We start from the raw sequence: 16,694 nt of genomic DNA, 5'->3' as shown, positions 1-16,694 counted from the left end.
GTCTTCCTTGGATGAGCCGTGCGGGGTTCAGGCCTTGCGGGCCTGGATGCCGGCGACGAGGTCGATCGCGAGCGCCAGCACCATCGCCGCGGTGCCGATCGCGAACAGCATGCGGTAGTCGCCGCCGTTTTGCGAGAACACGTAGGACAGGCCGTAGGCGGCGAGCGCCTGGCACAGCGCGAAGCCGACCGTGGCGGTGCGCCATGCCGGGTCCTGCTGCGAGGGATGATGGGCGAGCAGCTCGTGCAGGCGCCCCAGCACCAGCGGCACGGTGCCCGTGACGAAGGCGCCGACCACCACGCTCGACAGCATCAGCCAGAACGGCCCGAGCCCGAGCGCGGGAATCGCCACGCCGCCGATCTCGAGCACGAAGGCCAGGCGCAGCGCGTGGCCGAAGCCGATCCGGTCGGCCAGCGCGCCGGCCAGCACCGGCCCCAGCGTGGCGCCGACGCCGAACAGCACCCAGTATTCGGCGCCCACCTGCAGGCTCTGGCCGAGGCCGCGCGTGACGTAGTCGACCAGGAAGATCATGTGCGGCACCCAGCCGGCCGCGTTCAGCGCGTATTCGGCGTAGAGCGCGCGCAGCGGGCGCGGCGTGCTCGTGCGGCGATGCCTCGCGGGCGCGGCGGCGCGCGGCGCGGTCTCGCGCGGCCAGCCGTGCCAGGCCAGCGCGGTCAGCACCAGCGAGAGCAGGGCCAGCCCGAGCCAGGTGTCCTGCAGGCTGCGCTGCAGCAGCAGCGGCACGACCGTGCCCGAGGCCACCACGCCTACGCCCACGCCCATGAAGATCACGCCGCCGGCCAGGCCGCGGCGCGAGGCCGGCACGTGCGCGAGCACGGTCGGGGCGGCCAGCACCATCAGCGCGCCGCCGGCGATGCCGGCCAGGAAACGCCAGGCGAAGAACCAGCTGAAGGACAGCGGCCAGGCGCAGGCCACGAAGGCGAGGGTGGCCAGCAGCATCATGGTGCGCAGCGTCAGCGTGACGCCGGCCCGGGCGGCCAGCGCGCGGCCCGCCAGCGCGCCGCCCAGGTAGCCCGCCAGGTTGGCCGCGCCGAGATAGGCGGCCAGCGAGGGCGCGAACCAGTGCGCGTTGACGATCGCCGGCAGCAGCGGCGTATAGGCGAAGCGCGCCAGGCCGATGCCGACCAGGCTGGCGCTGAAGCCGGACAGGGTGGCCCGCCCGAGGCTCACGCCGCGCGTCTCGCGCCTCGCGTGAGCGTGGGAGTCGACGGCGCGTTCCATATGCGTTCCCTTCACTCGATTCGATAGCCGCAGCGTACGCGCGATCACCGATCCTCAGAACTGATTTGTCGAGATAAGGGATATCTGGAATCGAGATAGCTGTTATGCTGATTTCCCGTTACCCGGCGCGCGGGCCGCCTCGCTACAATCGGTTCATCGATAGCCCGCGCGGCGCCTGCACGTTTTCACGCGTACTCCTGACGATCATGGACATAGCCGACCTGAAGACCTTCGAAGCCGTCGCCCGCCATGGCAGCATGAACAAGGCGGCGGCGGAGCTGCACACGGTGCAGTCGAACGTGACCGCGCGGATCCGCGCGCTCGAGGACGAACTCGGCGTGGCGCTGTTCCAGCGTCACGCGCGCGGCGTGACCATCACGCCGGCCGCGCAGCGCATGCTGCCCTTCGTCGGCCGCATCTCGCAACTGGTGTCGGAGGCGCGCGCCGCGGCCACCGACAGCGGCGAGCCGACCGGCACGCTCACGCTGGGCACGCTCGAAACCACCATGGCGCTGCGCCTGTCGCCGCTGCTGACCGAATACGCGCGCACCTGGCCCGACGTGCGGCTGGTGGTGAGCGCCGGCACCACCGCCGGGCTGATGCAGGACGTGATCGACTATCGGCTCGACGGCGCCTTCGTGGCCGGGCCGATCCGGCATCCGGCCCTGCATGTCGAGCCGGTGTTCACCGAGGAACTGGTGCTGGTGACCAGCCCGGCGATCCGCACCTTGAAGGACCTGCCCGGCGCGCGCGACCTGAAGACGGTGGTGTTCCAGTTCGGCTGCTCGTATCGCCAGCGGCTCGACGCGTTTCTCGCGGGATTGGGGATCGTGGTGGCCAGGCCGCTCGAATTCGGCTCGCTCGACGCGATCGTCAACTGCGTGTCGGCCGGCGTCGGCATCACCCTGCTGCCCAAGGGCGTGGTGGCCGACGCGGTGACCGCCGGCGACGTCGCCATCCACCGCCTGCCGCGCGAGCTGGCGATGGTCGAGACGCTGTTCGTGCGTCGTGAGGACAGCTATGTGTCGAGCGCGATGACGGCCTTCCTGGAGCTGGCCAGACGCGTCTACCGGCAGTCGAGCACGGGCGTGCCGGTGCGCGGGCGGCGCGGCGCGCAGGAGCCGACGGTCGCGGCCTGAATTCAGTTCTCGCCGCGTTCGGCATCCGCGGCGACTACCGGCGGCAGATCCTCCGGCGGCGGATCGCCGAGCCAGCGCCGCGCGCCGGGCCCCGAGCGCGCGGCCCGGTCGTTGGGGTTGGTCAGCTTGCAGCGCTTGAGCGACAGGCACCCGCAGCCGATGCAGTGGTCCAGGTCGATATCGAGCCGTTCCAGCTCCTCGATCTTGTCCCTCACGCGCTGCTTCCATCCTGCCGAGAGCCGCTGCCAGTCGCGATTGGCCGGCAGCTTGGCGGTGGGCAGGCTGGCCAGTTGCCCGGCGATCTCGTCCAGGGAATAGCCGATGCGCTGCGCGAACACGATGAAGGCGATGCGGCGCAGCGAGGAGCGCGGGAACGAGCGCCGGCTGCTGCCCTGCCGCACCGATTCGATCAGCCCGCGCGATTCGTAGAAACGCAGCGCCGAGGCGGCCACGCCGCTGCGTTTGGCCACCTCGCTGATCGGCATCAGCGGGTCCGGGGTCTTGCGTTGGACGGTCATTCGAGCCTCCCGAAAATTTCCGTTTTCTTCAAGTTCACTTGAGCTTTCAGGCTGTCCGCCACTCTAGTCCTCGAGATGCTGATACGGCGTGACGGTGGATGAAATGAGACGAACGAGCATGAATATGCGAGATGCGAGCATTAATCAACTCGCCTGGCGCGCCTAAACTGGCTTCACCGTCACAGCCGTGACGACCCACTGAAACCAGGAGCGCACCATGTCCCGTCTGTCCACCCTCGCCGTCGCCGATGCAACCGGCAGCACCGCCGAACTGTTCACGAAGATCCGCAAGGCCGTCGGCAAGGTGCCGAACGCCTACGCGACGATCGGCACCCACCATCCCGAAGCGCTGGCCGCCATGCTCGGCATCGACGCGATCCTGGCCGGCGGCACGCTGAGCAAGGCCGAGATCGAGACGATCAAGCTCGCCGTCAGCGAGAACGCCGGCTGTGACTACTGTATTGCCGCCCATACGCTGGCCGGCAAGTTCGCCGGGCTGTCGCCGGAAGCGATGCGCCAGATCCGCGCCGGCGAGCCGACCGGCGATGTGAAGCGCGACGCGCTGGTGACCTATGTGCGCAGCGTGGTGAGCACGCGCGGCACGGTGCCGGCCGAGCAGCTCGACCACTTCATCGCGGCCGGCTTCACGGAACGTCAGGTGATCGAGGTCAGCCTCGCGATCGCGTCGATCACGTTCACCAACCTCGTGAATCGCGCCAACGACACGACGCTGGATTTTCCGGCGGTGGCGTGAGGGGAGGTAAGCGCGGCGAGCCTGGCCGAAAGGGCCGTGCCGCGTATCGGAAGGCCGGGGCCGAGGCGCGAGGGGTGACTCGCGCGGGCCCGCAAGGGGCCGGTGCCCGGCAGCCAGGCTGGCTGCGGGCCGCCGGCTTCGGCCTTATTGCGCGCGTTGCGCGAGGCCGGCCGTCAGCAGCTCGGTCAACAGGCCGGTCATGCCTTCGGGATGATCGGCCGCCTGCTTCTGCAGGTCCGCAACCAACTCGACATTGAGCTTGCAGGCGAACGGCACCAGGCCTTGCGCCTGCTCGATGCGACGGCGCTCGCGCCGGTCGAGCGCGGCCGTGTCGGTCGCGCCCTTGCCGAAGCGCTGCGAGCTCGATGCCTTCATCGATTGCGTCAGCTTCAGCGCCTTGTTCTTTTCCAGATCCGTCTTCTTCATTGCCATCGTCGGCACCACCTTGGGTTCAAATGGGTGCGATTGTACGCATCGCGGTGGGGGAGCGGAGCGATAGGTCGTGGCTTGCTCGTATTTATGCGCAGTGGGGCGCTTTTTTGTTGCGCGCGTGTCCGGTACCGGCAAATCGGATGACTGGTGGTTTGTCCGAAATTTGTAGTACTTTTTCGGACACACTAAAAAAATAAAACTTTTTGCGCATAAACCGCCAACGCCCTCCCGCCACAGCCCCGGCCGCATTGCCGGCTACAATGCGGCAGCCCGGAATTCACGACTGATCCCATATCGCATGACCCAAGCTTCCCGCGCGTTCCTGCTCGGCCCCCTGCTGAAAGGGGTATCGCGCTCGTTCTACCTGACGCTCGCCGTGCTGCCCGTCGGCATGCGCGATCCGATCGGCCTGGCCTATCTGCTGGCCCGCGCGGCCGACACGATCGCCGACACTTCGCTGCTGCCGCCGGCGCGACGCCTCGAATGGCTGCTGTCGCTGCGCGCGCAGGTCAATGGCCGGCCCGACGAGGCCGCGCTGCGCAGCATCGCCGCCGAGGTGGCGGGCCAGCAGACCGATTCCGACGAGAAGGTGCTGCTCGAGTCGCTGGGCCCGGCGCTCGGGATCCTGGTGCAGCTCGACGACGCCGATCGCGCGGCCGTGCGCGGCATCGTCACGACGCTGAGCGAGGGCATGGAATTCGACCTGGTCACGTTCCCGGACGAAACCTCGGGGCAACTGGTCGCGTTGCCCGACGATGCCGCGCTCGATCGCTACACCTACATGGTGGCCGGCTGCGTCGGCGAGTTCTGGACCACCATGACCTTCCTGCACGAGCCCGGCGTGGTGAAGCGCGATGCCGACGAGATGAAGGCGCTCGGGATCCGCTTCGGCAAGGCGCTGCAGCTCACCAACGTGCTGCGCGATGCGGCCAAGGACCTGCGGATCGGCCGTTGCTACCTGCCCGCCGATCGCCTCGCGCGCGGGCGCATCGCGCCCGGCGACCTGCTCGGCCAGGATGCCTCGCAGCTCGCGCGTCCGGTGATGTTCGACCTGGTGCGCGTCGCGCTGGCGCATTACCGTGCCGGCATCGACTACACCTTCGCGATCCCGCCGCGCGCGATGCGGCTGCGGCTGGCCTGCATCTGGCCGATCGTGATCGGCTTGATGACCTTGCGGCTGCTAGTGTCGAACCCGAACTGGATCGAGCCGGGCCGCGCCTCGAAGGTGCGTCGCAACGAGGTCTACAAGGCGGTGGCGTGGTCGATCCCGCGTTCGCTCTCGAATGGCTCGCTGCGTCGCTGGTTCGATCGCCTGCTCGGTGATATCGAGCGGGTGCTCGACGCCGCCGTGGTCGCGCGTCACCGTTGAGACGGGGCGCGGCCGGCGCGGTGAGCCGGCCAGCCGCGATATCGTCGAACAGCGGCGCGCCCTGCGCCCTGCATCCTCGCCTGTCTTGATCTCGAGCGCTTCGGCATTCGCCTGAAGCCTCGCTCCTACCCCCCGCCTTTCCCTTGCGTCGCCCGTCGCTTGCTCGGTTTCCGCGATCTTTCCAAAAAATTTGAAAATACTTCAAGCGTCGGCCTAATTATCAATATCGACCGCCGTATTCAGAATGGGCACCAGTTCTTCACCGCCCAGGGCGAATCATGCAACTCGATCACGCGACCATCGTCACCGACCAGCTCGACAGCACCTGCCGCTTCCTGGCCGAGGTGGTCGGCCTGACGCGCGGCGCGCGTCCGCCGTTCGCGGTGGATGGCGGCTGGTTCTATGCCGCCGGCCGCCCGGTGATCCACGTGGTGCGCGCCACCGTGGCGGCCACGGCCGCGCGCAGCGTGCCGCGCATCGATCATGTCGCGCTGCGCATCGAGGATCGCGACGAATGGCATGCCCTGGTCGAACGCCTGGACCATCGCGGCATCGGCTACCAGCTCAGCGAAGTGCCGCTGTCGAACGAGTTGCAGTTGTTCGTGGCGCTCGCGCCCGGCGTCGCCTTCGAATTCGTCACCGCGCTGGGCCCGGCCGCGTATTGAGCCCCGCGCAGGCCGCTGCCGTCTTCCCAAACCCGAATCCAAACCGATCCACTTCTCGCCAGGAACACATCGATCATGAGCACTGCAGAACTTTTCAATCCCGCCAGACTGGCCGGTCGAGACACCGCCCACCGCATCGTGATGGCGCCGATGACGCGTGCCCGCAGCACCCAGCCCGGCGACATCCCGAACGCGATGAATGCGCGCTACTACGCGCAGCGCGCCTCGGCGGCGCTGATCGTGACCGAGGCCAGCCAGATCACGCCGCAGGGCAAGGGGTATTCGTTCACGCCCGGCATCCACAGCGATGCGCAGCGCGAAGGCTGGCGCCTGGTGACCGATGCCGTGCATGCCGAGGGCGGCCGCATCTTCCTGCAGCTGTGGCACGTCGGGCGCATGTCGCATCCCGATTTCCACGGCGGCGAACTGCCGGTGGCGCCCTCGGCGGTGCCCTTCGACGGCCAGATCTGGAAGGTCGATCCGGCCACCGGCATCGGCGCGATGGTGGACTGCCCGACGCCGCGCGAGCTGCGCCATGAGGAGATCCGGCAGATCGTGCAGGACTTCCGCCAGGCCGCGCGCAGGGCGATCGAGGCCGGCTTCGACGGCGTCGAGATCCACGGCGCGAACGGCTACCTGGTCGATCAGTTCCTGCGCACCACCTCGAACCGACGCGAGGACGAATACGGCGGCTCGCGCGAGGACCGCCTGCGCTTCCTGCAGGAGGTGGTCGACGCGGTGGCCGCGGAAGTGGGCGCCGAGCGCACCGCGATCCGCCTCGCGCCGTTCCTGACCGCGCGCGGCATGGCCTGCCCCGACATCCTGCCGACCATCCTCGACGCGGCGGCCTGGCTGCAGGCGCGCGGCATCGCCTACCTGCACCTGGTCGAGGCCGACTGGGACGATGCCCCGCAATTCACCGAAAGCTTCCGCCGCGAGATCCGCGAGCGCTTCGCGCGGCCGATCATCGTGGCGGGCAAGTACGACCTCGAGCGCGCCAACTGGGTGCTGGCGAACGGTTATGCCGATTTCATCGCGTTCGGTCGCAAGTTCGTCGCCAATCCGGACCTGCCGCGACGGCTCGCCGAAGGCCTGCCGCTGGCCGATTTCGACGGGGCCACGCTGTTCGGCGGCGACGAGCGCGGCTACAGCGACTACCCGGCGCTGGCCCGCTGAGCGGCGCGTGGCTCTCGAATCACGACGCGCGCATTTCACGAGCGATGAACAAGGATGGAGGTCAAGATGAAAACCCGATCGATACAAGCAAGTACGGGGCTGGCAGCCGCGGCCCTGGCGTTGATGGCGATCTTCGCGTCGCCGGCCATCGCCGCACCGAACGGCGACGATCAACTGGTGCAGCCGAAGCAGTTGATCGTCGACCATAGCCTGCCGCCGCAACAACTGGCCGCGCAGATTCGCGCGGCCCGGCTCTACGACACGTTCTGGACCACCGGCGACGAGGCACAGGCACGCGAGGCGCTTGCCCCCGACTTCATGGACCGCACCTTGCCGCCGGGCCGGCCGCAAGGCCTGGCCGGGCCGCTGGCGGCCTCGAAGGGATTTCATGCCGCGGTGCCCGACGTGCATGCCGAGGTCGAGCAGATGATCGTGGCCGGCGACCGCGTGATCACGCACCTGCGCTTTCGCGGACACTTCAGCGGCAGCTTCCAGGGCGTGCAGGGCAAGGGCCAGCCGGTCGACTTCGTCGCCACCGACATCTACCGGATCCGCGATGGCCGGATCGCCGAGAACTGGCATCTGGAGGACAACCTGACGTTCCTGCGGCAACTGGGCGTCGTGAAGCCCTGAACCAGGGCGCATCGCAAGGGCGCCCGGGCGGGCGTCCATCGGCAATCATCGAAGGGAGGAAGGCATCATGAATTTCGACGGCAAGCAGGTACTGGTGGTGGGCGGCAGCTCGGGCATCGGCGAGGCGGCGGCGCGCGCCTTCGTCGAACGCGGCGCGACGGTGACCATCGTCTCGCGCGACAGCGGCAAGCTGGCCGCCAGCGCGGCGCGGATCGGCCAGGGCGTGCGCACCGGCGTGATGGACATCACCGACGAGGCGAGCGTGCGCGCCTTCCTCGATGCGGCGGGCGAGTTCGACCATGTGGTGGTGTCGGCGGCGCAGACGGCCACCGGCCCGGTGCGCGGTCTCGAACTGAAGGACGCGCAGGCCGCGATGGACAGCAAGTTCTGGGGCGCCTATCGCGTCGCGCGGGCGGCGCGGATCCGCGAGGGCGGCTCGCTCACGCTGGTTTCGGGTTTCCTCAGCGTGAGGCCGAGCAGCGCGTCGGTGCTGCAGGGGGCGATCAATGCCGCGCTAGAGGCGCTGGCGCGTGGCCTCGCGTTGGAACTGTCACCGGTTCGCGTCAATACCGTCTCGCCGGGGATGATCGCGACGCCGCTATGGTCGAAGCTCGACGAGGCCGCGCGCGAGAAGATGTACGCGGGCGCGGCGGCGCGCCTGCCGGCGCGGCGCGTGGGTCAGCCGGAAGATGTCGCGAACGCGATCGTCTATCTCGCCGCGACGCCTTATGCGACCGGCTCGACCGTGCTGGTCGACGGCGGCGGCGCGATCGCCTGAGGCGAGGCAAGGGCGAAGGGCGGGCCGCGCATGAATGCGAGGCCCGCCCGATTTCTCCCGCGCGCCCGTTCGTGTGGCGCGCGCCTCGCGTTACCATGCCCCTGCCGCGCCGAAGCGCTGCGCGGCGCCGCCCGGGCGCTGCCGTGCCCGGCCCGATCACGCTCCCGCCATCACGCGACCCGCCAGCATGGACAACCTCGGCGACATCCGTCTCTTCGTGGAAGCCGCGAACCTCGGCAGCCTGTCGGCGGCCGGCCGCAAGCTCGGCCTCTCGCCGGCGGCGGCCAGCGCGCGGCTGATCAAGCTCGAAGGGGCACTGAGCACGCAGTTGTTCGAGCGCTCGACGCGCAAGCTGCGCCTGACCGACGAGGGGCGGCTCTATCTCGCGCATTGCCAGCACGCGCTGCAGACGCTCGACGACGCGCGCAGCGCGCTGCAGCTCGGGCGCGCCTCGATCGGCGGCGCGCTGCGCGTGTCGGCGACCTCGGATTTCGGCCGCGTGGTGCTGCGCCGCTGGCTCGACGAATTCAACGACCTGCATCCGCAGGTGGCGCTGAGCCTGGTGCTGGCCGATTCGCTGTCGAACCTGCTGCACGACGACATCGACCTGGCGATCCGCTTCGGCGTGCCGGCCGACAGCGGCATGGTCGCCAAGCGCCTGGCCGACAACCGCCGCGTGCTGTGCGCCTCGCCCGCCTACCTGGCCGCGCATGGCGCGCCGCGCCATCCCGAGGAACTCGGCGAGCATCGTTTCGTGCTGCTCAGTTCCTCGGCCGGGGTGGCGAACCAGTGGAAGTTCTCGCGCGAGGGCGAGACGGTGCAGGTGAGCGCGCCGCTGGCGCGCGCCCGGCAGACCAACGACGGCGCGCTGGCGCGGGAATGGGCGATCGAGGGACGCGGCGTGGTGATGAAGTCGATCTGGGACGTGGGCGCGGACCTGCGCGCGGGGCGGCTGGTGATGCTGCTGCCCGAGTGGCGCTGCCCCGAGATGACGGTGCACGCGCTGTTCCAGCGCAGCCAGTACCTGGCGCCGCGGGTGCGCGCGTTGCTCGACTTCCTGCAGGAACGATTCGGCGAGGCCGCCGAGGAGATCGCGCCGTTCCTGCGTTGAGCGGCGCGCCGCCACGTCGGCGCCGAAGCGCCCGGGCCTACCTGGTGACGGCGAACAGCGTGAGGTTCATGAAGATCTTGAAGGCGTAGCCGAGCGCGACCGCGCCGGCCACGCCGCCCATCCAGAGCAGGACGAACCACAGCCAGCCCGGCAGGCGGCGCTTGCCGCCGGCTGCGGCGGCGCGTTTTTCAGTGGTGGTAGTAGTGCTGGTCTTCATGGCGGATCTTGCCCCGGAATACCCAGTAGCCCAAGGTCGTGTAGGCGATGATGATCGGGATGATCACGGCCGCGCCGACCAGGGTGAAGACCTGGCTCGAATGCGGCGCGGCCGCCTGCCAGATCGTGACGCTGCGCGGGATCGCATAGGGGAACAGGCTCACCAGCAGGCCGATGTAGCCGAGCGCGACGATCGCCAGCGCGAGCACGAAGGGCAGCGTATCACGGCGCTGGCGCACCGCGCGAACCATCCAGGCCCCGCAGGCCACCACCAGGAACGGCACCGGCATCAGGTAGACGAACAGGCCCGAGCCGAACCAGCGCTGCGCCACGGCGGGCTCCTGCAGCGGCGTCCACAGGCTGACGATGCCGATCAAGGCCAGCAGCACCAGGGTCAGCGGCAGCACCACGCGATGCAGGCGGCGTTGCAGGTCGCCCTCGGTCTTCGCCACCAGCCAGCAGCAGCCGAGCAGCGCGTAGGTGGCCACCAGGCCCAGCCCGGTCAGCAGCGAGAAGGCGCTGAGCCAGCCGAACGGGTCGCCCGCGAACTGGCCGTCGCGCACCGGGATGCCCTGCAGGTAGGCGCCCAGCGCGATGCCCTGGAAGAAGGTCGCGCCGGCCGAGCCGCCGATGAAGGCCAGGTCCCACAGATGCTTGGTGCGGCGCGCCTTGGCGCGCAGCTCGAAGGACACGCCGCGGAAGATCAGGCAGACCAGCATGAAGATCAGCGGCAGGTAGAGCCCCGACAAGACCGTCGAGTAGACGACGGGGAAGGCCGCGAACAGCCCGGCGCCGCCCAGCACCAGCCAGGTCTCGTTGCCGTCCCAGACCGGCGCGACGGTGTTCATCATCAGGTCGCGCTCGCGTTCGTCGGGAAAGAAGGGGAAGACGATGCCGATGCCGAGGTCGAAGCCGTCGAGCACCACGTACATGAAGAGGCCGAGCGCGATGATCGCTGCCCAGATGACGGTGATGTCCATGATGGTTCCTTGTGCGTGTTCTGTCGTGGCCGAGGCGTTCAGGCCGCGTCGATCATCTGCTCGGGCGCGGACAGCGGGCGGCGGCCCGATTGCTCGCCGTGGCGCTTGCCGCCATCGTCGCCGTGCGGGCCTTGCGGCGCATCCGGCAGCGCCGGGCCGGCATTGATCAGCTTCAGCAGGTAGTAGATGCCGGTGCCGAACACCAGGAAGTAGACGCAGATGAAGGTCAGCAGCGACAGCCCGACCTGCTGCGTGGTCAGCGGCGAGGCGGCGTTGGCGGTGCGCATCACGCCGTACACGACCCAGGGCTGACGGCCGGCCTCGGTGGTGATCCAGCCGGCCAGCAGCGTGATGAAGCCGGTCGGCCCCATCACCAGCGCGAGCTTGTGGAACCAGCGCGCCTCGTAGAGGCGGCCGCGGCGGCGCAGCAGCCAGCCGGCCAGTGCCAGGCCGATCATCGCGAAGCCCAGGCCGACCATCACGCGGAAGGTCCAGAACACCAGGGTCGAGTTCGGCCGGTCCTCGGCCGGGAAGCTCTTCAGGCCGCGGATCTCGCCGTCCCAGCTGTGCGTGAGGATCAGGCTGCCGAGGTGCGGCACCTTGAGCGCGTAATGGGTGGTTTCGGCCTGCATGTCGGGGATGCCGAACAGGTTCAGCGCGGTGCCGCCCTGCTCGGTTTCCCACAGGCCCTCGATCGCGGCGATCTTGGCCGGCTGGTACTTGAGCGTGTTGATACCGTGCTGGTCGCCGACCACCGCCTGGATCGGCGCGAGGATCAGCAGCAGGCCCAGCGCCATCGAGAACATGGTGGTGACGGTCTTGTCGCGGCGGCCCTTGAGCAGGTGCCAGGCGCCCGTGGCGGCCACCACCAGCGCGGCGACGATGAAGGCCGCGATCGCCATGTGGGCGAGCCGGTACGGGAACGAGGGATTGAAGATGATCTTGAGCCAGTCGGTCGGCACCACGCGGCCGTCGACGATCTCGAAACCCTGCGGGGTCTGCATCCAGCTGTTGGAGGCGAGGATCCAGAAGGTCGAGATCAGCGTGCCGATCGCCACCATCAGGGTCGCGCCGAAATGGGCGCGCGGGCTCACGCGGTTCCAGCCGAACAGCATGATGCCGAGGAAGCCGGCCTCGAGGAAGAAGGCGGTCATCACCTCGTACATCAGCAGCGGGCCGGTGACGGCGCCGGCGAAGCTCGAGAAGCCGCCCCAGTTGGTGCCGAACTCGTAGCTCATCACCACGCCCGACACCACGCCCATCCCGAAGGCCACCGCGAAGATCTTCGACCAGTAGAGGCAGAGCGTCTTGTAGTGCGGCTCGCCGGTCTTCAGCCATCGATACTCGAGTACCGCGATGAAGCTCGCGAGGCCGATGCTGAGGGCGGGGAAGACGATGTGGAACGAGACCGTGAAGGCGAACTGCAGGCGGGCCAGATCCAGGGCAGACAGGGCGGTTTCCATGAGCGTGTGACCGATCGTGCGACGGCCGCGGGCGGGTGCCGGGCGGCCCTCCCTTCGCCGCGCGATACATCTCGGCATCGGGGATGTGGGCAGTATCGGGATCGCGATTCCTCGGTGAAATGTGCCAACTCGTCGCACTTTGTGCGCGCGGTTTTCCTGCTCTCGATCAATATCGAGATAACGCTTTGATAAGCATCAAAAAAATGGCGGCCGGTCGGCGAGGTCTTGGGTGCGGTGGCGTGCCGCACCTGCGGCAATCAACCGCTATATCCGGGCGGCGGCAAGGCGCGAGGTTGCGACAGCGCGGCATCGGGCGCGTATTTTCGCTTGCCTGTCGTATCGCTTCCACTGCGCTGACGAAGCCGCCGAGGTGGCGTGCCAGGCCGCCTTCCCAAATATTTCCGCGCGTTACCGGGTAATGCGGATCGAACGATGAAAGACCATTCCGCCATCATCTCGACACGCTTGTAACGACCGGCAAAATCCTTGCGCAGACTCGTAATTGAAGTCGCGGCACGCGCGAGTAGCGTCTCGGGTATCGACAATCGCGGGGCCAGTGTCCCGTGTATCCCGGAGCGTGAAGTGAGCAAACTGAAGATCGTGCTCGGCGTCGCGGCGATCGCCGCCGTGACTGCCACGAGTGCCGCCCATGCGGCGCGGGTGGGGGTGTTCATCGGCCCAGGCTGGGGTCCCGGCTGGGGGCCGTATTGGGGGCCGCCGCCCATCTACTACGCGCCGCCGCCGCTGGTCGCGGTGCCGGTCGAGCCGGCGCCGCCGCCCGAGTATGTCGAGCAGGGCCAGCCCGAACCGGCGCCGCCGCCGCCCGAGGCCGGCGCGCCGCCGCTGCAGCCGGGTTATTGGTATTACTGCAACGCCTCGCGTCGCTACTACCCCTATGTGAAGACCTGCTCGTCGGGCTGGCGTGAAGTGCCGGCCCGGCCGCCGCAATGATGACGAGGCGAGCCATGAGATTCGAAATTCGCAATGGCGGGCGCTGGGCGTTCGCCGCGGCCGGCGTCGGCTTGCTGAGCGCCTGCGCGGTGATGCCGCCCGGACCCAGCGTGATGGCCTTGCCCGGCACCGGCAAGAGCTTCGACCAGTTCCAGGTCGACGACGGCAACTGCCGTCAGTACGCCGCCAACCAGGTCGGCGGCGTGTCGGCCAACCAGGCGGCCACCGCGAGCGCGGTCGGCAGCGCGGCGATCGGCACCGCGCTCGGCGCGGCGGCCGGCGCAGCCTTCAACGGCGGACGCGGCGCGGCGGTCGGCGCGGGTGCCGGCTTGCTGGCGGGCAGCGTGGTCGGCATGGGCACCGCGCAGGGCTCGGCTTATGACGTGCAGCGTCGCTACGACTACGCGTACATGCAATGCATGTACGCGGCCGGCGATCGCGTGCCGGTGCCGGGCCGCGTGCGCGGCGGGGCCTATGGTGGCAACGGCGGTGGCTATGGCGGCGGCGCGTATGGCGCACCGCCGCCGAACGCGGGCTACCAGGGCGGTGCTTATGGCGGCAATCGCGGATATACGCCGCCTCCGCCGCCCGACATGCCGCCACCGGATTGATTGACCTGTCGCATGACCCGGCATGATGTGATGCATGCGCGTCGCGCATCGCATCACATCGCGTCGAATCGCTGCGGCGGGTTCGACGGCATCCTGCGAGGTGACGCATCTCGCATCGTCACGCGCTTTCCTCCGACCACGACAAGCGACGATACCCTCGACGAGGCACCTCGTCCGAGCGCTTCCACGCATTTCCCCGTCTCTTCATCTCCCCTCGGTAATCCTTCGTAATCCGGTCTTTTATCGTGCCGGCATTAGCTTCTCACGCTAGTAATCACAAACTTCGAGATTTCGGCGAGAGGCCTTCGCAAGGTCCCGCGACCTATCGTGTCGAATTTCGGAACGCATGTATGGTTTATGTCTTCTTTCCAGGAATATCAGTTGTGCGCGCAACTGATATTGCAACCCATTCGCATTTTTCGCCATCATCCATCCCGCCGACTTGCCAATTTCCGCTGAAGCCTGGGCAGTCGTGAGCGCATGCGGATGGCCACGAACCCAATAAACCTCGGGATAAACCATGCATATGCAATGTTTTCGAAGCATGGGTTGACTCCGACCCCGAGGGTTCGCATGTCAATACTTTGATCAAGCTCAAGTTGTCTGCAAATGAGGAGCTTTAGCGTAAGGGGCACGTGTCGATATTGCGGGTATACGCAGGCGGGAACGTGCCGTGCGTCCGCTCACGGTATCGTGCGGCGTCGATGCGCTGCGAGGCCCGACGTTTCGAATCGGTGCACCTCCAGTGCGGGCGGATGCACTGCGATCGTGCGAGGGACGGCGTGGCACGGTTCGAATCGGCCGGCATTTTTGGCGGCAGCGGCTAATCCCCGTTTCACACATTTCACGGTTTGGGTAAGGGTTATTTACAGTCGTATATGGGAAAAGCCGGGACGATCGATTACCATTTTTAATCAACTAATTTCCGAGAGATGCTCCGCGAGATGGAAGATTCATCGACACCTCCATTGAAACTGGTAGGCCTCACCACGCGGCTCTATACGCGCGTCGTCGACAGGCCCTTGCGCGAACTCGGTTTCGCGCTCAGCCAGGTCCCGGTGCTGGGCCTTCTGAAGGTTTCCGGTGCCTTGTCGCAGGCCGAGCTTGCCCGGCGCATGCAGGTCGAGCAGCCGAGCATGGCGCAGTTGCTCAATCGCATGGAGCGCGACGGCCTGGTATGTCGCGTGCCCGACCCGGACGACAAGCGCAGTCGCCTGATCTCCCTGACCGAGGATGCGATGCGCAAGCTGCCCGAGGGCAAGGCCGTGCTCGACGAGGCCGGGCGCATCGCGCTCGACGGCTTCAGCGAGGACGAGCGCGCGCAGCTCGCCACCCTGCTATGCCGCGTCAACGCGAATCTCGAACGCGCGGTGCAGGCCGATGGCACGTGCCGCGACCTGCATGTCTGTTGCGAGGAAAACGCCTGATCGTTCGCGATCGGCGGTCTCACTGCAAGGGATACCGGTCTGTATTGGTTCGGGGTTCACTGCCCGTTTTCATGCCCCGGCACGCAAGCGCGCAGTGAATTGCGTACACTCGGATTTTTTCCAGGTTCACGCGTCGGCGATGCCGGCGCTTCTCCGAGGACGCCCCGATGATCGATCTACGTAGCGATACCGTGACTCGCCCGAGCCAGCCGATGCTGGCCGCGATGACTGCCGCCGAACTCGGCGACGACGTCTGGGGCGATGATCCGACCGTCGCACGATTGCAGGCCGCGGTGGCCGAGCGGGCCGGCAAGGAAGCCGGCCTGTTCTTTCCGAGCGGCACGCAGAGCAATCTCGCGGCGCTGATGGCCCATTGCGGGCGCGGCGACGAATACCTGGTCGGCCAGCAGGCTCATACCTACAAATACGAAGGCGGCGGCGCGGCGGTGCTCGGCAGCATCCAGCCGCAACCGATCGACAATGCCGCCGACGGCACGCTGCCGCTCGAGCGGATCGCCGCCGCGATCAAGCCCATCGACAACCACTTCGCGCGCACGCGCCTGCTCGCGCTCGAGAACACCATCGGCGGCAAGGTGCTGCCGGCCGGTTATGTCGACGAAGCCACCGCGCTGGCGCGCGGCAAGGGCCTGGCCACCCACCTGGACGGCGCGCGCGTGTGCAATGCGGCGGTGGCGAGCGGCAAGCCGCTCGCGGCGCTGTGCGCGCCGTTCGACACCATCTCGATCTGTTTCTCGAAGGGGCTCGGCGCGCCGGTCGGCTCGGTGCTGGTGGGCAGCCGCGCGCTGCTGGATAGCGCCGCGCGCTGGCGCAAGGTGCTCGGCGGCGGGATGCGCCAGTCGGGCGTGCTGGCGGCAGCCTGTCTGTACGCGCTCGACCATCATGTCGAGAGCCTCGCCGAGGATCATGCGAACGCCGCGCGCCTGGGCGAGGGCCTGGCGCGCATCGAGCAGGTGAAGGTGCTCTCGCAGGCCACCAACATGGTGTTCGCGCAATTCCCCGAGGCCGACTGTGCGCCGCTCGAAGCCTGGCTGAAGGCACGCGGGATTCTCACGCAGATGCTCTATGCCTCGCGCTTCGTCACGCATCGCGACGTGTCGGGCGATGATATCGATACCTTCGTCGAGGCGGTGGGCGCGTACTTCGCGCAGAAGGGGCGCGGCTGAGCGATGCGCTTCGCGGCCCGTGCGCGATGCGCGGGCCGTTGCGTT

18 protein-coding genes are annotated in these 16,694 nt (G+C 68.1%); 12 read left to right on the top strand and 6 right to left on the bottom strand.

Translation table 11 applies throughout. The features are described from left to right. Positions 1-27 precede the first annotated feature (27 nt). Complete coding sequence (locus BM43_RS13415; protein ID WP_036055254.1) at positions 28-1,242, bottom strand: YbfB/YjiJ family MFS transporter; 1,215 nt, start codon at positions 1,240-1,242, stop codon at positions 28-30. 206 nt (positions 1,243-1,448) lie between these two features. Between BM43_RS13415 and BM43_RS13410 the strand changes: the two genes are divergently transcribed. Further along, positions 1,449-2,381, top strand: coding sequence for a LysR family transcriptional regulator (locus tag BM43_RS13410; RefSeq protein WP_036028921.1), 933 nt, complete (start codon positions 1,449-1,451; stop codon positions 2,379-2,381). A gap of 2 nt (positions 2,382-2,383) precedes the next feature. On the opposite strand, the gene soxR is transcribed toward BM43_RS13410, so the two are convergent. After that, on the bottom strand, positions 2,384-2,899 hold the full coding sequence (soxR, locus tag BM43_RS13405; protein ID WP_036055255.1) for a redox-sensitive transcriptional activator SoxR: 516 nt from the start codon (positions 2,897-2,899) through the stop codon (positions 2,384-2,386). 217 nt (positions 2,900-3,116) lie between these two features. On the opposite strand from soxR, the gene BM43_RS13400 reads away from it, so the two are divergent. Next, positions 3,117-3,653, top strand: coding sequence for a carboxymuconolactone decarboxylase family protein (locus BM43_RS13400; protein ID WP_036028655.1), 537 nt, complete (start codon positions 3,117-3,119; stop codon positions 3,651-3,653). A gap of 144 nt (positions 3,654-3,797) precedes the next feature. Here BM43_RS13400 and BM43_RS13395 read toward each other — a convergent pair whose 3' ends face one another. Further along, positions 3,798-4,085 (bottom strand): hypothetical protein, encoded by a 288-nt coding sequence (locus BM43_RS13395; RefSeq protein WP_025099366.1) that lies wholly within the window; start codon positions 4,083-4,085, stop codon positions 3,798-3,800. A 298-nt stretch (positions 4,086-4,383) separates the two neighbouring features. On the opposite strand from BM43_RS13395, the gene BM43_RS13390 reads away from it, so the two are divergent. The 6 genes from BM43_RS13390 to BM43_RS13365 all read left to right on the top strand — a co-directional run bounded on the left by BM43_RS13390 (position 4,384) and on the right by BM43_RS13365 (position 9,817). Further along, positions 4,384-5,454: a phytoene/squalene synthase family protein gene (locus BM43_RS13390; protein ID WP_036055256.1), complete on the top strand. Its 1,071-nt coding sequence runs from the start codon at positions 4,384-4,386 to the stop codon at positions 5,452-5,454. A 278-nt stretch (positions 5,455-5,732) separates the two neighbouring features. Beyond that, positions 5,733-6,119: a VOC family protein gene (locus tag BM43_RS13385; protein WP_036055257.1), complete on the top strand. Its 387-nt coding sequence runs from the start codon at positions 5,733-5,735 to the stop codon at positions 6,117-6,119. Between the two features lie 75 nt (positions 6,120-6,194). Further along, on the top strand, positions 6,195-7,295 hold the full coding sequence (locus BM43_RS13380) for an alkene reductase (protein ID WP_036055258.1): 1,101 nt from the start codon (positions 6,195-6,197) through the stop codon (positions 7,293-7,295). 54 nt (positions 7,296-7,349) lie between these two features. Beyond that, the gene (locus BM43_RS13375) at positions 7,350-7,928 is read left to right on the top strand and encodes an ester cyclase (protein WP_080742042.1); all 579 of its coding nucleotides are present in this window, start codon (positions 7,350-7,352) and stop codon (positions 7,926-7,928) included. Between the two features lie 67 nt (positions 7,929-7,995). Further along, positions 7,996-8,706 (top strand): SDR family oxidoreductase, encoded by a 711-nt coding sequence (locus BM43_RS13370; RefSeq protein WP_029950627.1) that lies wholly within the window; start codon positions 7,996-7,998, stop codon positions 8,704-8,706. A 187-nt stretch (positions 8,707-8,893) separates the two neighbouring features. Next, positions 8,894-9,817 carry a LysR family transcriptional regulator gene (locus BM43_RS13365; protein ID WP_036055259.1) on the top strand — a complete coding sequence of 308 codons (924 nt, stop codon included), beginning with the start codon at positions 8,894-8,896 and terminating at the stop codon, positions 9,815-9,817. A 37-nt stretch (positions 9,818-9,854) separates the two neighbouring features. On the opposite strand, the gene BM43_RS13360 is transcribed toward BM43_RS13365, so the two are convergent. The 3 genes from BM43_RS13360 to BM43_RS13350 are packed head-to-tail and all read right to left on the bottom strand — an operon-like array spanning position 9,855 to position 12,476. Then, positions 9,855-10,034, bottom strand: coding sequence for a hypothetical protein (locus BM43_RS13360; RefSeq protein WP_036055260.1), 180 nt, complete (start codon positions 10,032-10,034; stop codon positions 9,855-9,857). Continuing rightward, complete coding sequence (gene cydB / locus BM43_RS13355; protein WP_013691586.1) at positions 10,006-11,013, bottom strand: cytochrome d ubiquinol oxidase subunit II; 1,008 nt, start codon at positions 11,011-11,013, stop codon at positions 10,006-10,008. The genes BM43_RS13360 and cydB overlap by 29 nt, the downstream gene beginning before the upstream one ends. Before the next feature lie 38 nt (positions 11,014-11,051). Next, a complete protein-coding gene (locus tag BM43_RS13350; protein WP_013691585.1) occupies positions 11,052-12,476 on the bottom strand; it encodes a cytochrome ubiquinol oxidase subunit I in 1,425 nt (474 codons plus the stop codon). 582 nt (positions 12,477-13,058) lie between these two features. Between BM43_RS13350 and BM43_RS13345 the strand changes: the two genes are divergently transcribed. The 4 genes from BM43_RS13345 (at position 13,059) to ltaE (ending at position 16,649) form a co-directional block, all read left to right on the top strand. Further along, positions 13,059-13,427: a hypothetical protein gene (locus BM43_RS13345; RefSeq protein WP_013691584.1), complete on the top strand. Its 369-nt coding sequence runs from the start codon at positions 13,059-13,061 to the stop codon at positions 13,425-13,427. A 14-nt stretch (positions 13,428-13,441) separates the two neighbouring features. Next, positions 13,442-14,038, top strand: coding sequence for a YMGG-like glycine zipper-containing protein (locus BM43_RS13340; protein WP_036055261.1), 597 nt, complete (start codon positions 13,442-13,444; stop codon positions 14,036-14,038). Between the two features lie 968 nt (positions 14,039-15,006). Beyond that, complete coding sequence (locus tag BM43_RS13335) at positions 15,007-15,465, top strand: MarR family winged helix-turn-helix transcriptional regulator (protein WP_230676389.1); 459 nt, start codon at positions 15,007-15,009, stop codon at positions 15,463-15,465. Between the two features lie 167 nt (positions 15,466-15,632). Then, entirely contained in the window at positions 15,633-16,649 is a 1,017-nt protein-coding gene (gene ltaE / locus BM43_RS13330) for a low-specificity L-threonine aldolase (RefSeq protein ID WP_036055262.1), read from the top strand. Positions 16,650-16,694 lie beyond the last annotated feature (45 nt).

The sequence above is a fragment of the Burkholderia gladioli genome, assembly GCF_000959725.1.
GTDB classification, from domain to species: Bacteria; Pseudomonadota; Gammaproteobacteria; order Burkholderiales; family Burkholderiaceae; genus Burkholderia; species Burkholderia gladioli.
Note: the sequence above shows the minus strand (reverse complement) of the source record. Positions and strands in the feature narration are given on the sequence as shown.

What these genes read in the sequence shown, in the direction of transcription:
- BM43_RS13410 (WP_036028921.1), top strand. Translation starts at nt 1,449, where the DNA reads ATGGACATAGCCGACCTGAAGACCTTCGAAGCCGTCGCCCGCCATGGC.
- BM43_RS13360 (WP_036055260.1), bottom strand. Translation starts at nt 10,034, where the DNA reads ATGAAGACCAGCACTACTACCACCACTGAAAAACGCGCCGCCGCAGCC.
- BM43_RS13395 (WP_025099366.1), bottom strand. Translation starts at nt 4,085, where the DNA reads ATGGCAATGAAGAAGACGGATCTGGAAAAGAACAAGGCGCTGAAGCTG.
- soxR (WP_036055255.1), bottom strand. Translation starts at nt 2,899, where the DNA reads ATGACCGTCCAACGCAAGACCCCGGACCCGCTGATGCCGATCAGCGAG.
- BM43_RS13375 (WP_080742042.1), top strand. Translation starts at nt 7,350, where the DNA reads ATGGAGGTCAAGATGAAAACCCGATCGATACAAGCAAGTACGGGGCTG.
- BM43_RS13390 (WP_036055256.1), top strand. Translation starts at nt 4,384, where the DNA reads ATGACCCAAGCTTCCCGCGCGTTCCTGCTCGGCCCCCTGCTGAAAGGG.
- BM43_RS13370 (WP_029950627.1), top strand. Translation starts at nt 7,996, where the DNA reads ATGAATTTCGACGGCAAGCAGGTACTGGTGGTGGGCGGCAGCTCGGGC.
- ltaE (WP_036055262.1), top strand. Translation starts at nt 15,633, where the DNA reads ATGATCGATCTACGTAGCGATACCGTGACTCGCCCGAGCCAGCCGATG.
- BM43_RS13350 (WP_013691585.1), bottom strand. Translation starts at nt 12,476, where the DNA reads ATGGAAACCGCCCTGTCTGCCCTGGATCTGGCCCGCCTGCAGTTCGCC.
- cydB (WP_013691586.1), bottom strand. Translation starts at nt 11,013, where the DNA reads ATGGACATCACCGTCATCTGGGCAGCGATCATCGCGCTCGGCCTCTTC.
- BM43_RS13385 (WP_036055257.1), top strand. Translation starts at nt 5,733, where the DNA reads ATGCAACTCGATCACGCGACCATCGTCACCGACCAGCTCGACAGCACC.
- BM43_RS13365 (WP_036055259.1), top strand. Translation starts at nt 8,894, where the DNA reads ATGGACAACCTCGGCGACATCCGTCTCTTCGTGGAAGCCGCGAACCTC.
- BM43_RS13340 (WP_036055261.1), top strand. Translation starts at nt 13,442, where the DNA reads ATGAGATTCGAAATTCGCAATGGCGGGCGCTGGGCGTTCGCCGCGGCC.
- BM43_RS13380 (WP_036055258.1), top strand. Translation starts at nt 6,195, where the DNA reads ATGAGCACTGCAGAACTTTTCAATCCCGCCAGACTGGCCGGTCGAGAC.
- BM43_RS13400 (WP_036028655.1), top strand. Translation starts at nt 3,117, where the DNA reads ATGTCCCGTCTGTCCACCCTCGCCGTCGCCGATGCAACCGGCAGCACC.
- BM43_RS13415 (WP_036055254.1), bottom strand. Translation starts at nt 1,242, where the DNA reads ATGGAACGCGCCGTCGACTCCCACGCTCACGCGAGGCGCGAGACGCGC.